Origin of the sequence: Mycobacterium sp. (genome assembly GCF_004298145.1) — a bacterium.
Taxonomy (GTDB): Bacteria; Actinomycetota; Actinomycetes; order Mycobacteriales; family Mycobacteriaceae; genus Mycobacterium.
Window position 1 is genome coordinate 74369 of record NZ_SCRH01000014.1, and the last position, 15819, is coordinate 90187.

The window sequence follows — 15819 nt, forward strand, 5'->3', positions numbered from 1 at the left end:
TCAGCGCGGGGCGACGACGCCGTTGTCGTACGCGTAGACGATCGCCGCGGCGCGGTCGCGCAGGTCGAGCTTGCCGAAGATCCGCCCGATGTGGCTTTTGACGGTGACACCGGAGATGCAGAGTTCGCCGGCGATCTCGGTGTTGGACAGGCCCTGGCCGATCAAGGTCAGGACGTCGAGCTCACGGGTGGTCAGCTCGGCGATCGCGGTGCCGCGCGGGCCGGGGGCCGCCTTGCGGTACGTGGTGAGCACGCGGGAGGTCACCGCGGGATCCAGGTAGCTGTCTCCCCTGGCGACCGCGCGCACCGCGCGGATCAGCTCCTCGGCCGAAGAATCTTTGAGCACGAAGCCGGCCGCGCCGGCGCGCAGCGCCCCGGACAACAGTTCGTCCTCGTTGAAGGTGGTCAGCGCAAGGACCGGCGGCCGGCCGCCCAGCCGCCGGGTCGCCTCGATGCCGTCGACGCGGCGCATCCGCAGATCCATCACGACGACGTCGGGTCGGTGCTCGGCCACCGCCTCGGGCACCTCGTCACCGTCGGCACACTCCCCGACGATGACGAAACCGTCCTTGCGGCGCAGGATCCGGCGCAGGCCCGAACGCACCAGATCCTGGTCGTCGACGAGCAGCACGGTGATTTCCGGGGCGGGGTCGGTCATTGCTTGCACCACCATGGGCGCCAGGCGGTGTCACCTTCCTGCACCGGTATCTCGGCGCACACCGACCACCCGTCCCGCGTCGGGCCGACGTCAAGCGCACCGCCAAGCAGGTCGACGCGCTGGCGCATGCCGCGCAAGCCGCGCCCCTCCGGCGATCGCGCGGCCACGACTGCGACCGGGAGCAGATTGTTGACGGCGAGCCGAGCCGATGCCGGTGAAATATCGAGCACCACACTCGATCTCGATTCGGGTGCATGCTTGGCGATGTTGGCCAGCGACTCCTGGGTGATGCGGTAGAGCGCGAGACCGACCGCGGCCGTTACGTGATCGGTGGGGCCTTCGACGCACAGGGTGACGGCCAGGCCGGCCTGCTGAAAGCCCTCGACCAGCGCCGCGACGTCGTCGATGCCGGGTTCGGGAGCGGTCGCCGCCGATTTGGTCGGCCAATTGTCGAGCAGCCCCACGGTACGGCGGATGTCGGCCATCGCCTGCCGGCCGAGTTTCTCGGCCTGCTCCAGCGCCTCGACCGCGTCGTCGACGTCGCGGTCCTGCTGCAGCGCGCGGCGCGCGCCGGTCACGTGCAACAGGGTGATGCTGAGCGAATGCGCGATGACGTCGTGCACTTCGCGCGCGATGCGCCGGCGTTCGTCGGCGGCGGCGTGCTCGGCCAACATCTTCTGCGCCTCAATTTGTTCGGCCATCAGCAGCCGTTGGGTGCGCATGATGTAGCCGAGCAGCCAACCCGCCGCGATGAACCCCAGGTACAGCGCCACCGCGTCGAGGCGGTGCAGCGCGGACGCGACGAGCAGCAGCCCCGCCGCCCACACGGTCGCCAGGAAGCCACCCGCGACGGAGCTCAACGTCGCGACGGATAGCACCATGAGCACCAAGAACGCGGGGGCGAAATCGGCGTGCACGGGCGTCGACGTGGCGAAGAGCATCATGGCGGTGGCCGCCGACCAGGTCGCCCACATGACCAGCGGCTTGAGCTTCAAGTTGAAGAAGAAGAACAACAGCGTCGGCGAGATGGATACCGCGATCGCGGCCAGTGCGACGGGCAGGTCGGAGGCCGGTCGCTGCAGCATCGCGATCACGCCGGCGACCAGTTCGGTGGCGTCCACGGCGATCAACGACGTCCAGGTGATGCCGACGGGAATCAGCTCGCTGCGTCGGCGAAGCTGTTCCCGCAGGTGATCCGCTGCGGCGCGCAACATCGTCCAATCCTAGAAGAGCTCGGCGCCTCGCCACATCCTCCTGCGGGCGGCACCCGTCTCCACCCGTGGTAGGAGACAAAGACTGCACTTTGGCACGACGCGGAGCAGGCGGCCGTTTTCCTAACGTCGAGTCATGACATGGACACTGCTGCACGACCGTATGGCCTTCATGGCCGAAGTGATCGAGGCCGCCGAGACGGACCCGCAGGCGGCACTCGCGTTGATCGACAACTCATCCGAGGTGCCCGAACTGTTCGGCGACGAGGAAGGCCTGATGCTTTCGCTCGGCCAGCGCTGGATCACCATGCTGGTGGCCAAGCTGGACCAGGCAGCGCACGAGGGCGCGTCGGCCGAACAGGTGCGGGCCGATCTCGAGGCCGCCGAGCCCGGCCTGCACGCGCTGGTGAAGATCGGGACACGCCGGTCGGTGCGGGTGCGGTCGTTGTCGCGCGGCGAACATGTGGCCGTGAGCCTCTTCGGCGGGCCCGCCGGAGATCGGCAGACCGTTGCATGACCGATCGGGGATGCTTGCGCGACTGACCGGTCGGTACGCGATCCTGGTCATCGGGCTGTGGGTCCTGGCGGCGGGGGTAGCCAATCTGGCGGTCCCCCAACTGGAACGAGTCGTCGACTCCCATGCCCGATCCTTCATGCCTCCCACCGCACCCAGCGCGGTGGCCGCCGCCCGGGCCGCGCAACTGTTCAACCAGACCCCCAGCAACAACTTCGTTTACGTTGTGCTGGAACGAGATCAGCGGCTGACACCGCGTGACCGCCAGTTCTATGACGCGTTGACGACGACGCTGGGTTCGGATCGGCGTCACGTCTATGCGGTGACCGACCTATGGTCACAGCCCGCGACGGCCGCCGGCGCGCAGAGCCCGGACGGCCAGGCCGTCAGCGTGATGGTGCGGCTCGCCGGGATGCTCGGCACCGCGCAGGCCCGCGATTCGGTGAATGCCGTGCGCGCCACCGCCCAGAGGCTTTCACCGCCGGCCGGCCTGGACGTCCATGTCACAGGCCCCGGCGCCACGATCGTCGACGAATTCTCCGCGATCGATCGACAGATGCTCGGAATCACCGCCGCCACCATCGGTCTCATCCTGCTGTTGTTGCTGATGGTGTACCGCTCGCCGGTGGCCGCCGCGATTCCACTGATCTCGGTCGGGCTTGCCCTGGCCCTGGCTCGCGCCATCGTCGCCGCGCTGGGCCAGGCCAATGTGGTTGAGGTGTCGCTGTTCTCGGTCGCGCTCATGGCGGCCATGACGCTGGGCGCCGGTACGGACTACGCGATCTTCCTGGTCGGCCGCTATCACGAAGGCCGTCGCCGGGGCGTCGCACCGGGGCGGGCGTTGACGCAGGCCTACCGCTCCATCGCGCCGGTCGTGATCGGATCGGCACTGACCGTGTCGGTGGCGCTGGCATGCCTGGTGTTCGCCCACGTGGGCTCGTTCCGGAGCGCCGGATTGCCTTGCGCCATCGGCATTCTGGCGACCATGGTGGCCGCGCTGACCCTGACGCCCGCGCTGATGGGCCTCGCGGTGCGACGCGGATACCTCGAACCGCGGCCATCGACAACGGCGCGGCGCTGGCGTCGCGTCGGAACAGCCGTGGCACGCTGGCCCGGGCCCATTCTGGCCGCCGCGTTGGGGTCGACCCTGCTGATCGCGCTGCCGGTGGCCGGCATGCGGATCGGTTTCAACGAGCCCGCCGCCACCCCGTCGTCCACCGACTCCAACCGCGGCTATGCCAGCGCCGCCCGGCATTTCGCCGCGAACTCGCTGCTACCCGACGTCATCGCGATCCAGGCCGACCACGACCTGCGCAACCCCGCCGGCCTGATCGCGATCGAGCGGATCACCCGCCACATCATGGCCGTCCCGGGTGTGCGCGCGGTGCAGTCCGCCAGCCGGCCCGACGGCAAGGTGCCCGACCAGGCGACGCTGAGCTATCAGGCCGGTGTGCTCGGCCGCCAGTTCGGTGACACCATGGACTCGCTGACCCAGCGTCTGAAGCGGGTCTCCGAGCTGGACGGTGCGTTGGCGCAGACCCAGCGCGCGGTGGACGGCCTCGGCGACGGGTTACGCGGCGGCAGCGCGGGTTTGGCAGGCGTGTCCGGTGCCGCCGAAGACATGCGCGCCGGTATGGACGGATTGCAGCGCAACGTCACGACGGTGTCGGGCTACCTCGACCCGTTGCGGGACTTCGTCGGGCGAACCCCCGACTGCGCCGTCAACCCGATCTGCTCGACGGTGGACCGGGTGCTGCAACCCGTCGACAGCCTGGTGCAGACCTCGACGCGCCTCGGTGCGGGCGCGGCAAAACTGACCAGCGGCTCGAGCACGGCCGCCACCGCGATGGCCGGCCTGCCGCAAAGCGTGATCGCGATGAAAGACGCGTTGGGACAAGCACGTTCGGCTACCCATGACCTACTGGGTCTGACCGACACGCTGGGACCGCAGATGCGTCAGTTGACCGACTACCTGAATGAGATCGCCACGCAGTTCCAGGGCAGCGCCGCGGCGGATTTCTACATGCCACAGCGGGCGCTGACCGATCCTCGGTACACCGCCGCGCTGGGCCACCTGGTTTCCGAGAACGGCCGTGCCGCTTACCTGCTGGTCTACGGCGACGGGTCGGAGTGGGGCGCCGATGGCGCCAACCGGGCAGACCAGGTTCGCGCCGCCATCAAGGAGGGCACCAAGGAGGGCACCCTGACGCCGGTCGAGGTCGACCTCGCCGGCGTCGGACCGGTGACCGCCGATCTGCAGCGCTTCGTCGCCAGTGACACCACGCTGCTGGTGGGTGCCGCGCTGGTGCTCATCTTCTTGATCGTCACCACGATGCTGCGCAGCCCGGTCGCGGGGCTCGTCGTCGTCGGCACGGTCGTTTTGTCCTACGCCTCGGCCGTCGGTGCCAGCGTGCTGATTTGGCAGCACCTGCTTCACCAGGATCTGCACTGGGCCGTGGCCCCGATCGCATTCATCGCGCTGATCGCCGTCGGCGCCGACTACAACCTGCTGCTGGCGTTGCGGATCAGACAGGAAGCGGCGGCGGGCCTCAAGACCGGCATCATTCGCGCCTTCGGCGGCACCGGCGGGGTGGTCACCGTCGCCGGCATCGTCTTCGGGCTGACCATGCTGGCGCTGCTGAGTAGCAGCGTGCTCAGCATCGCACAGATCGGCACGACCATCGCGGTCGGGCTGCTGCTGGACACCCTCGTGGTGCGGGCGTTCGTCGTGCCGTCCATCGTGGCGCTGCTGGGCCGGTGGTTCTGGTGGCCGAGTCCACTCCCCCGCCGCACGCTGGCCGAGGCGGTGAAAACGCCTGAGCCGCAGCTGGTTACTGCGGGGATATGACCGACGATGGCAACCCGACCAGCACGCCCTCGACATCGCCGTCCGCGCTCACCAACAGCCCACGCCCCGGCGGCAGTGCCTGCGCGCGAACGTTTCGGTTGATCCGATTCTGCGGGTCGTTATCCATATACAGTTGGGCCACTTTCGCCGAGTTCTGGAACCTGATCCACGGATCCATTTGCAGCGTCGCCCAGTTCGCGCTGTTACGAGTGGTGAAGACGTGCAGGCCGATCTGGCGGGCACGTTCCATCAGCTTCCACAACGCGGCGCCAACCGGCGGCTTGGGCGGGTAACTCTGATCGGGGCGCAGGTCTCCGACGTCGTCGATGAGCACGAAGTGCCGCGCGCCTTCCCACGGCTTGAGCGCGCGCAGCTCCTCCTGGCTCAAGCCCTTGGGAGGCAGTCGGGGCAGCAGTACCTGCTGGGCCAGTGCGGTGATCACCTCGTCGATCTCGTCCTGGTCGTAGGCGTAGGCGCGCACGTAACCGGGTCCGTGCAGATCGCGCAGACCGTGCGGCGCGGTCTTGGGGTCGATCAGGGTCAGCTGCGCTTCCTCGGGGCTGAAGCGGTTCATGATCGCCTCGCCGATTGCCACCAGCGACAAGGTTTTTCCACAACCTTGCCGACCCAGGATCATCAAGCCCGGGCTTTCGCGCAGCTTGATGGGCACCGGTCCCAATTCGTGGCGTTCGCCGATGGCAAACGAGATCGACAGGTCGTCACCGGTCGGGTGGGCGGCCTCGTACTCCAGGATCGCCTTGAGTTCCACCCGCTGCGGCAGCCGCTGCAGGGTCGCGTGCTTGGTCACACCGGCGACGTCCGCGATGCGGCCGCCGACGTCGACGATGCTGACCATCGCGCCGGTGGCCGGGTCGGTCAGGGCCGGCATGCCGACGCGTAGCTCGTGCAAGCTGTCCGTCAACCCGAAGCCCGGACGGCTCAGCGTCCGTCGTGCCGCGTCCCGCGACTCGAGCGACGAGTGCCCCATCTGGCTCTCGCTCGGATCGGCCAACCGCAATTGGATTCGCGCCGTGGCATTTTGCAACAGGCTCTGCCGTTGCCCGTGAATCCAGCCGCCGGCACTGCACATCACGTGCACCCCGTATTCGGGACCGCGGCTGCTCAACGAGATGATGCGGTCACCGAGCATGGTGTCTTTCGAATACAGGTCGTCGTAGTCGTCCACCACCACGAAGACATCGCCGAACGGGTCATTGGGGTCGGTGCCCCCCAGCCCGTCACTGCCGGGCCCGAACCGGCGCTCCCGGAAACCGTCGAGATCGATCTTGAGCCGCCGGAACGAGTCTTCGCGCGCATCGATCAAGGCGTCCATGCTGCTCAAAATGCGTTCGATGCCCTCGGCGTCCTTCGGCGACACGATGTCGGTGACGTGCGGTAGCGAGGTGGCCTGGGCAAGAGTCGCGCCACCGATGCAAAAGAACGTGACGCGCGCGGGGCTGTACATCGTTGCCGCCGAACACATCAGCGTCATCAATGTGGTCGTCTTACCGCGCTGCTTGGCGCCGACCAGGATCACGTTGCTGCGCAGCGCGTCGACCGCGTGCACGACCTGCTTGGACTCCTCGGGAATGTCCATGACACCCACCGGGAACATCAGGCCCGCGTTGCGGCCGTAGTCGACATGCCACGGCTTGCCCCGGTATCCCGCGACCAGGACGTCGATGGACTCCGGATCCTCCAGTGGCTCCAGCCAGGGCCGGCGCGGGGAGCGGTGCGGGACGCTGTGCAACGACTCCCGCAGGACGTCGACGATCTTCTTCCGCTTGAAACCGTCTTCGTAGTACAGGAATTCGTCGGGCTCGGCGTCGACGGCGGCGGCTGCTTCCAACGCCGTGGCGTCGGCGGCGTCCAGCGGCTGGAACTGCCAGTTGTATAGCCGGGGTTTGGTCAGGGTCATGTCGACGGTCGCGGCGACTTCCTTGGTCTTGGGCACCACGAAGGGGGCGGAGAGGTAGAAGCAGCGGAACGGGTCCAGATCGCGCGGCCCCACCTTCAGCAGGCCGAAACCGTTCTCCTTGGACGGTAGGTGGTAGGCGGCGTCGGAGCCGATCACCTCGCGGCTGTCGTCGCCGGACTCGGCACGCAGCGCGATCCGGAAGGCGATGTTGGACTTGACCTTTTGCAGCGAGGATAGGTCCAGGCGCTGGCCGCCCAACATGAAGAAGACGTTGGCGCCGCGGCCTTCCTGACCGATGTGGATGATGAGGTTGATCCATTTCTCGTGGTTGGCGAACAGCTCCAGGTACTCGTCGACGATGACGAGCAGGACCGGCACCGGCGGCAGGTCGCGTCCGGCGAGCCGGATCTCCTCGTAGTCGTTGGCGTCGCGCGCACCCACCGAGGTGAAGAGCTCGTAGCGTTGTTTGATCTCACCGTCGATGACCCTGCGCATCCGCTCGGCCAGGTGCCGCTCGTCCTTGCCGAGGTTCGACAGCGCGGCCACCACGTGCGGGATACCCAGGATGTCCTGGGCCGCCGACTCGAACTTCATGTCGACGAAGATGACGTTGAACGTCTCCGGCGAATGCGTCAACGCGATGCCGTAAACCAACGACAAGAAGAACTCCGACTTGCCCGAGCCGCTGGTACCGATGACCACGGAGTGGAACCCGAAGCCGCCGAAGTCCTTGGCGCGGATGGTGACGTTCTGCAGCTCGCCGTTGGGTTTGGCCCCGACCGGGACCTCGCACCAGCGCTCGTCGCCGCGGCCGCGCCGCTCGGCCCATAACCGGTCGACGTCCAGGTCTCGCGGGTCGTTGATCCCCAGGGCCCGCAGCAATTCCGTTGCGCCACTGACCGAATCGGTGATCTCGCTGCGGCTGGTCGGCGACCAGCGGGCCATCGCCCGCGCGTACCGGTAGGCGCGGTGCACGGAGAGCTGGTCGGCGTGGGCGAAAAATTTGTTGCGCACCCGCAGCAACGGCGCCGGGCGGCCGTCTTCCCCGTCGGAGTCCGAGCCGTTCCGATGCAGGGCGACTTCGCCGTTGACCGAGCCGCTGGGTGGGCTGTGTCGCTCGCTGAGCTCGAACACCTGGTCGGCGGCGAAGCCCACACCGGCACCGACCCGTGAGGCGATGCGCAGCAGGGTGATTCCCGCCTTGCCGACCTGACCGACGACGCTCTCCCAGGCATCCGGGCTGCCGGTGTTGTCGTCGACGATCACCAGATGAGGGCCCAAATCGACCGCGGCCGTGGCGGTTTCCAGCGTCGAACCCATGGCGGTGGGGCTGGCCGCGGCCGGCGGAGTCCATGCGCCGCGCTTGCCTTTCATGTGCAGCTCGGCGCCGAGGGTCTCTTCGAGTTCCTCCGGTGTGGCGAAGACCAGGCGCCGAAACCCGCACGCGTCGAAGAGTTCGTCGTGCAGGTTGTGCGGCAGCCACACGATCCACGACCACACCTCGGGGTTGCGCGTCACCACCATCAGCTTGACGTCGCGCGGGTTGTGAAACACCGCCAGCGAGCACAACACCGAGCGCATCAGTGACCGCAGGCGGTCCAGGTCCTCGCCGACGAAGCTGAATCCGGGCGCCGACCGAAGGTTCACCACCTTGGCGATGTCGCGAATCTTGCGCTGCTCCAAGATGAAATCGCGCAGGGCCTGCCCGGTGACAGGTTCGAGTTCCTCGTCGGACGCGATGTCGGGCCAGGTCACCGAGAGCACCGAGTCCGGTGCGTGCTGCACGCCGGTGCCGAGCCGCGCCTCCAGGAAGTCCGCGTCGGAACGGCCACGTTCCCACATGCGTGGGCCCCCGATGATGGCGCCCAGGCCGCGCGGGTCGGAGTGCACGGAGTTCTGCCATTCGCGTTGCGCACACACCGCAGTCTGGATCTCGTCGCGGTTGCTGTCGAGGTCGCGCAGGTAGCGGCGGCGGCCCTTTTCCATTTCGCCCCAGGTGATCTTGCGGGCTCGGCCGAAGCGGCCGGAGAACGCCAGCATGCTGAACGCGCCGATGCCCATCAGCGGGAAGAACCCCGTGGTCAGGCTGCGGACACCGGAGACGTAGAGCATGACGATGGTGCCGATGAGCGCGACGATCAGCGCCGGCACCCCGATCATCACCCAGATGTTGCGCGGCTCGCGTTCCGGCAGCGCGATCGGTGCGCTGGGTGCTACCCGAACCGGTTTCGGCGGCTCGATCTTGCCGCGGTTGATGGGGAACGCTTTCTTGGACATTCTCTAGCCTCCCGGCTTCGCCGACGTCGTCACCACAGCCACCTTGCCCAGCGCCGGCACGGTGTCGCGCGCCAAAAGCGCCGCCTCCCTTGACAGCGCGGGCCCCGCAGCGAAAGTCCGCAGCAGCGGCCAGGGCGCCTGCACCGCCGAGCCCGGATCAAGCCCGAGCGCCCGCAGCGTCGTCTCGTCGTTGGCGATCCCGAACCGAACCCCGTTGTCGGAGACCCAGAACAACGATTCCCGGGAATCCGAGGTGACCACGCCACTGGTCGACGTCACGAAGTTCGCCGCACCCGGCAACACCAGGACCTGGTTGGCGACCACCGACGCCGGGTCGCGGTCGTCACGCACCAAATGAACGATCCGGTTGTCCAGGTAGGACGGCGTCGGCAGCCCGCGCCCGTTATAGACCACGACGCGGGCCCGTGGGTCCGTCGACGCCTTCTCCCAGCCGACGCAGGTGGTCGGATCGGCAGCGGTGTCAATGAAATTGAGGCGCTTGGTCGGGTAGTAGTCCACGGCCAGCGAGGTCACCTCGGGGATGTTGACCAACACGTCGGGCGTCACCAGGCGCGGCGCCGTCGACCCGTAGGAGTTGGCGCTGCGCAACAGATCCGCGACGAAGCTGGTGACTTTTTGCACGCCCTCGGGCAACAGGACGTAGAACTGCTTGCCGCCGCTGGCGGTTTGGGCCTGCAGCACCGCGCCGACCTGCGAGCCCGAGACCCACGTCGACGGGGTGCCCGCCAGGGGTACCTGGGGGATGCCGAGCGGTTCGGTCGCAGGCAGTGCGTCGTACAGCGCCCGCGAAATCTCCACCGGCAGCGTCACTCCCGGGTCGAGCCCCAAACTCAAGGTGACCGCTCGGTTCACCGGGTCGATCTGGGAGCGTTTGCCGCCCCAGATCACATAAGTGTTGCCCTCGAACGTGACCAGCAGGCCGGCATCTTCGCTCAGCGGTGTGGCGCGGTCGAAGGCATCGAATTGGCCGGCGATCGAGGTCACCAGCGGCCTTTCCGGGCTGCGCGGGCGGCCCGCCGTGTCGCATACCGCCCAGGCCGAGGTCGCACCCCGATGGACCGGCATCGCCGCAGGCGCTCCCGGGATGCCGACCAGCGGCCCGGTCGGATACTTCGCTATCTCAGCGGGTTTCACCCATGTCGGCTGATTCGCCGTCCCCGTCGCCAGTCGCGCGGATGTCAAATTCAGCGCAGGGTACAGCCGGCCGTCGATCTTGGCGTAGAGCGCCCCGGAATCCCGGTCGCCGATGATCGCCGAATCACCTACGATGCCAGTCGGTTTCAGCACATTCAGCAGTAGCATCCAGCCCGAGACGATGGCCACCAGGAGGACCGATAACACCAGCGCGGCGGTCTGCTTGCGGTCATCGTGTTTCATGCGCACCGAGAAGCGAGTGGTTGCCGCCCGCAAGCGCCGGTTGTAGAACAGGTGCCCGGAGTTCTGGTCGCGGTTAGACAAACTCAGCGGCATGCTCAATACCCCTTGGGTGATCGGTGGGGATCGGCCTGCTGAATCCGATCGGCGAGATTCGACGCGTCGGCGGCAACGCGGTAGCGGCCCATCGCATAGTTGATGAACGCGCACGCCTGTGCGACGAGGTTATGGATGTCACGCGAGGTTCCCGGCTGGTGATAGGCCGCGAAGGTCGGCGCGATGAATTGCCAGGCGCCCTTGCTGGGTGTGCCCCGCGCCGCGTTGGAATCCCAGTTGTTGACCGCGTTCGCGTTGTAGCCGGATTCGCGGCGGGCCACCAGATCCATGCCGCGTTCCCAGCGGGCACGCGCCGCCGGGTCGTGAATACCCTTGATATCCAGCGCTTTACGGATGGCAGACAAAACCGCTGGACGGCCGCTGGTCTGGTTTCTGTGCATCGACCGCCCTTGCGGGTAGTGCAGGCGTCGCAGTCGCCGCACGAGCAACCTTGCCCGCCGTCGGGATTTGGTGATGTGCCGATGCTGGGTCCGCAGCCTTGTCGCCGTGCGCGCCATGGCCTCACGCCGGCCCATCGGCGTATCGGCGGCCGGCATCGCGTCTGCCTCGGCGTCGTCGAGTACGGTCCGCGTCGCCGCCCGGCCATGCGCGTGATCGGCTCGCGCCGCCGCGATGACCTCCAAGAGCGCTCGGTCGGTGTGGCTCATGTGAGTTAGCCGCCTTATTGAGGCGCCCGACCGGGTCGCTGCCGCGCGTGGCAGCGCACCTGCGTGGCGCGATAGCGCGTCCGTCCGCTCCGGCGCGTCACCGACGCGCGGACTTGTCGGAGTGCCCGCGAACAGATTGTGGCCACGCGCCAAGGCCGCGACCGCCTGCATTCTCAGGGGATCGGTCATCGACTTACCCGCCCCAATCCACCTGCGCGCCGTCCCGGCGCCGCATCCTTGCCGGACACTCGAGTTAGTACTCCCACACCCTCCTGGCCGCGGATTCCGCGGTCGCTGCAGACGTACCTAATAGCATGCACGTATCGACAGTTCTGCTGTCAATAACGGGCAACCCAATATGACGTGGGGTCGGCCGGCCGCGATTACACCGCGACATTACTGGCGGCCGAACTACGCGACCACTCACCTTTCGGCGGGATGGGGCTAATCCTTCGGCTCGTCCTCGGACGGCATGATCACGATCCGGCGGTTGGGTCTATTGGTGACCACCGTCGGCTTGGCCTCGCCGGGTTTGGCGCCCGGAGCGCTCGGCGGGATTGTCAGGCGGCCCTTGACGGGCTGGCCGTTGGGCACACCCGGGGCCGTCACGCGCTTCTCGACCGGCTTGTCCTTGTTGCCGCCTTCGCCGCCGGCGCCCATCGCGCCCGGCGGCATCATCGGCATCCCGGTCATTCCGGTCTGTCCGGGCATGGCGGGCATCCCGCCGGTTGCCGGCATGATCGGGACCTTGGCGCCGGCAGGCGTGGTCGGCGGCGATGATGCCGGCACCGGCGGCGGGCCCAAGGAGCTGGCCGGCACCGTGCCACCGCCGCCGAGGCCACCACCGCCACCCGAACCGCCGCCCAGTCCGGAGCCACCTCCGACGCTCTCGACCAGATGCGCATTGTCGGCGAGGCTCGCGGCGCCGTGGGCGCCCTGAACCGCGCTCATCAGCGGCTGGAGGGCGCTCTGGCCCGCCTGCATCGCCTGCTGTGGAAGCTGGGTCATCGGGCCCATGACGCCGCCCATCGCGCCACCGAGGGCACCCGTCACGCTGGACAGCATCTGCTGGATCATCTGCATCTCTTGCTGTCCATTTGCCTCATTGGCCGGGAATTTCGCCGCGGCATCGGCGGCATGCGCGCGGCGGTCTGCGTCCGCCGCTGCCGCGTCCGCGGCGTCTTGGGGAACGCCAGCGTTACCGGCTGCTCCAACTGCTCCTTGCATACCGCCGACGGGCGATGGGTCGCCCGGCGCAGTAGGACCCGGCCTGGGGATATTGGCTGGTGGTCCGCCAACTAGCCCAAATGTAGTTGGCAAATCTGATCGGATGGGTCCGCCGGGAGTACCCACAATCTCACCTCCACCCCAGTCGGAAAGCCCGCAAACGTTCGAGGCTTATCCAGGCGCTGCCGATTACTCGTACCGTCATTTTGGCACAAAGCGCCACGAACGGTATTCACCCGACGATTGAGGACCCGCTACGAACCGCCTCGGTGGCTGATCGCGTCAAACCATGACATGTGGTAATTCGTGAGGTACTCCTGGCCGTCGATCAACGCCTCGATCGCCGCTAAAAGCATCCAATCCCCGACAGACGCCGGGTCGTGATTGGGATATGACGCCAGCACCTCGTGCTGAATTTCGGTGACGCATTCGCGCAACAGCTCGCTTTCGCTATCCAGAACACCGGTCTTTCGCACCGCGGGCGCCGCGACAGCCTGCGCGATCCGCGGCAGCCCGTCGCGGCGGCGCACCGCTTCGACCAGCGTTGGCCCGAGCTCATCGACTTGAGGCGCGGCCGAGCGTGCCGGTCGATCACCGCTGAGCGCGGGTGCATCGGAACCCGGTTCGGCGACATAGGTGTTGGCGTGGTGAGCGGCCGCGACCGTGATGGCGCCGAGCAGGTCTATGACGTTGGCGTCATGGCGCCGTGCCGTCGGCTCGAGCAGCGTTACGTGGGCGGGTAAGCGGACGTGAGGCGGAATCCACCCGCCGGCGAGATCGGTGACCAGCAGCGTGGTGGTGCCGTCGTCGCGCAGCCCGGCCGCCCACGACAGCCGCGGTTCCTGACGAGCGACCGCGTCGACGAGCCGCTGGAGTCGCTGCTGTTCGGCCGCCCTTGCGGACGCCGCGCCCGCCGTCGCGCCAGTTGCCGCGGACGCCGCCGATGCGCTGGCCATCGCCGACGAACCCGCGCCGGCTTGCCCCGCAGCAGCTGCTGAAGCGCTCCGCTCTACTGGCGAAACCAGCGGTCCGCCCGCCGACGGGGACGACGCCGACGAAGGCGCTACCGGTGCGCCCGAGACCGGACCGGCCGGGACGGAAGGCATCGACGGGGACGCCACAACGGGTGGACGCAGGTCAGAACCGTAGGCGGGCAACGACCCCGAAGGAACGGACGGACCGCCCCCGACGGTCGCTGCGGGCGACGACCACGAACCCCCGGTCATCACCGCCGGCGCTACCGGAGTGGCACCGCCCGTGGTCGACGGCGCGGATGCCGTGGCCGGGGGTGCGTCCACGGGAGGTGTTCCCGCGATGAATGCTCCGGCGCTGGGCACGGTCGGCGTAACTGCCGGCGTCGCTTGGGGAGTTTGAGGCGCCCCGCTATCGAGCGCATTTAATGTCCCCGCCGAAAACGCTTGCCCCCCAGGGCCGGTCGCCTGGCCCGTCGCGAGGCCGGATGTGAAAGATTGGGCCAGGTTGGGCTGGGGGCCCTGCCCTAGGCCGGCTGGCGATATAGGCATGCCGCCGCCCTGAACGCCCGGCATTCCTGGCGATACCGTTCCGGTGCCGCCGGGGGAGACTGAGCCAGCAGGCGACACGGCTGGTGATGCGCCTGGGAACTGCGCACCGTGGCCCTGCAGTCCACTGACCGCTCCGCCACCTTGTGCTGGCCCAGCCGCACCACCGCCGCCTGGCGGTAGTGTGCCATGTCCCTGCAGGCCGCTGACCGCTGGCGGTGGTGCAGCCGGACCACTGCTGCCTGACCCCTGGCCACCATGGCCGCCGCCACCACCGACAGCTGGCGACCCCGTCAACGCACCTCCCGGAGAATGCAAGTCGACGCCCGTGAGCTGGGACGGTGCCGAAGCGTCATCAAGGTTGAAACCGTTTGCGCGCGCCCAGGCCCGAGCATCACCGCCCACACCTTCAGCATTGAGGATCTTTTGTGTCGCCCCCATCATCTTGTCGACCGCGTCTCGACTAGCGTTCGCAGCATCGGCATTACAGCGCGTTTGAACCGCCTGTATTTCGGCCAACTTTTCCGGAGGAAGCTTCTTCGAAGCGAGGGTTTCATTGATCTCTTTGTTCCCCGTATTCGCTATGTCCGACAATCGACTTCGTAGATAGTCGGTGGCGTCAGCAGCCGAATTGAAGGCCGACGCCTTTGCCTGGTACTTCTCAGCGAGATCCAAGTGAAATTTCTCGCCCTGTTGGAATCGGTCTATAAGGTCGTCCGCCGTGTGACCCTGATTGTGCGCCGCGAATGATGTCCACTGGCTGCGTAACGTCTGCGAATAGAGCTGCTGCTCCACACATGCTTCGCCCCAATGTTGGGCACCGGCTCGCAGGGCCGTCGATGGCGCTGGCCACCACGGTCCAATTAGTGCAGCCGTCCAGGTGCCGGGTGGAAGGTCAACCGCCACCGCATACCTGTTTCATTGCGGCATCCTTTGCAATGACGTCGTCAAGTGCGGCCCGCCACTCAGCGTCGGCGGCAACACCATTGGTGGCCTTCGCCGTGGCTGTGAGGTACGCGGTAGCAAGGGTGCGTGCGGGATCGCGGTGTTGCGCGTCGAGGGCCGGGTCAGCGGATGCATTCTCAAGCATGACGGCGGCGTTGGTAGTGGCGGTTCGAGCCAGTGCCTTGTCGCTTCCGTTCGTGTCGACCTGCACGGCGCGGGCCGCCAGTTTGTATGTGTCGCACAGCTGTTGTTGTGCGGCCGCGGTTTCCGCATGGGTATGAGTGGGCACGGTAGTGGTGGTCACTGACGAATGCGAATCCGTCTTCCGCGTCGATGCGACAAACAGTGCGGTGACAGCCACAGCGGCTGTCGCCGCTACCGCAATCGCCAGCCATGGACGTGAGCGCGACGCGGGCTGCTCGACATAATGTGGTGGCCAGTTCCCCGCGGGCGACTGGGGGGCTGGGGCCGGCCCCTGGCTAAAGCCCGAAGGCGGGTCTCCCACCATGTGTCCTCCCTTTGGCCGCCATACGATTCCGCATT

Annotated in this window: 10 protein-coding genes; 2 read left to right on the forward strand and 8 right to left on the reverse strand. The window is 67.5% G+C overall.

The features are described from left to right. Together EPN51_RS05520 and EPN51_RS05525 are read right to left on the reverse strand one after the other, a co-directional pair. On the reverse strand, window positions 1-657 hold the full coding sequence (locus tag EPN51_RS05520) for a response regulator transcription factor (protein WP_293038349.1): 657 nt from the start codon (window positions 655-657) through the stop codon (window positions 1-3). Continuing rightward, a complete protein-coding gene (locus tag EPN51_RS05525) occupies window positions 654-1871 on the reverse strand; it encodes a histidine kinase (protein ID WP_293038352.1) in 1218 nt (405 codons plus the stop codon). The genes EPN51_RS05520 and EPN51_RS05525 overlap by 4 nt, the downstream gene beginning before the upstream one ends. A gap of 133 nt (window positions 1872-2004) precedes the next feature. Between EPN51_RS05525 and EPN51_RS05530 the strand changes: the two genes are divergently transcribed. Then, window positions 2005-2385 (forward strand): hypothetical protein, encoded by a 381-nt coding sequence (locus EPN51_RS05530; RefSeq protein ID WP_293038355.1) that lies wholly within the window; start codon window positions 2005-2007, stop codon window positions 2383-2385. Next, window positions 2378-5230, forward strand: coding sequence for an RND family transporter (locus EPN51_RS05535; protein WP_293038358.1), 2853 nt, complete (start codon window positions 2378-2380; stop codon window positions 5228-5230). Before EPN51_RS05530 ends, EPN51_RS05535 begins: the two co-directional genes overlap by 8 nt. Here the strand turns inward: EPN51_RS05535 and eccCa are convergent. From eccCa to EPN51_RS05565, 6 genes are all read right to left on the reverse strand, one after another. Continuing rightward, complete coding sequence (gene eccCa, locus EPN51_RS05540) at window positions 5214-9425, reverse strand: type VII secretion protein EccCa (RefSeq protein WP_293038360.1); 4212 nt, start codon at window positions 9423-9425, stop codon at window positions 5214-5216. The two genes, EPN51_RS05535 and eccCa, sit on opposite strands and share 17 nt — an antisense overlap. A gap of 3 nt (window positions 9426-9428) precedes the next feature. Beyond that, window positions 9429-10916 (reverse strand): type VII secretion protein EccB, encoded by a 1488-nt coding sequence (gene eccB / locus EPN51_RS05545; RefSeq protein WP_293038363.1) that lies wholly within the window; start codon window positions 10914-10916, stop codon window positions 9429-9431. A 2-nt stretch (window positions 10917-10918) separates the two neighbouring features. After that, window positions 10919-11755, reverse strand: coding sequence for a transglycosylase (locus EPN51_RS05550; RefSeq protein WP_293038425.1), 837 nt, complete (start codon window positions 11753-11755; stop codon window positions 10919-10921). Window positions 11756-12028: 273 nt separating this feature from the next. Continuing rightward, window positions 12029-12937, reverse strand: coding sequence for a hypothetical protein (locus EPN51_RS05555; protein ID WP_293038366.1), 909 nt, complete (start codon window positions 12935-12937; stop codon window positions 12029-12031). Window positions 12938-13065: 128 nt separating this feature from the next. Then, window positions 13066-13767, reverse strand: coding sequence for a DUF5631 domain-containing protein (locus EPN51_RS28960; protein ID WP_366509389.1), 702 nt, complete (start codon window positions 13765-13767; stop codon window positions 13066-13068). Window positions 13768-15226: 1459 nt separating this feature from the next. Continuing rightward, window positions 15227-15784 (reverse strand): hypothetical protein, encoded by a 558-nt coding sequence (locus tag EPN51_RS05565; RefSeq protein ID WP_293038371.1) that lies wholly within the window; start codon window positions 15782-15784, stop codon window positions 15227-15229. Window positions 15785-15819 lie beyond the last annotated feature (35 nt).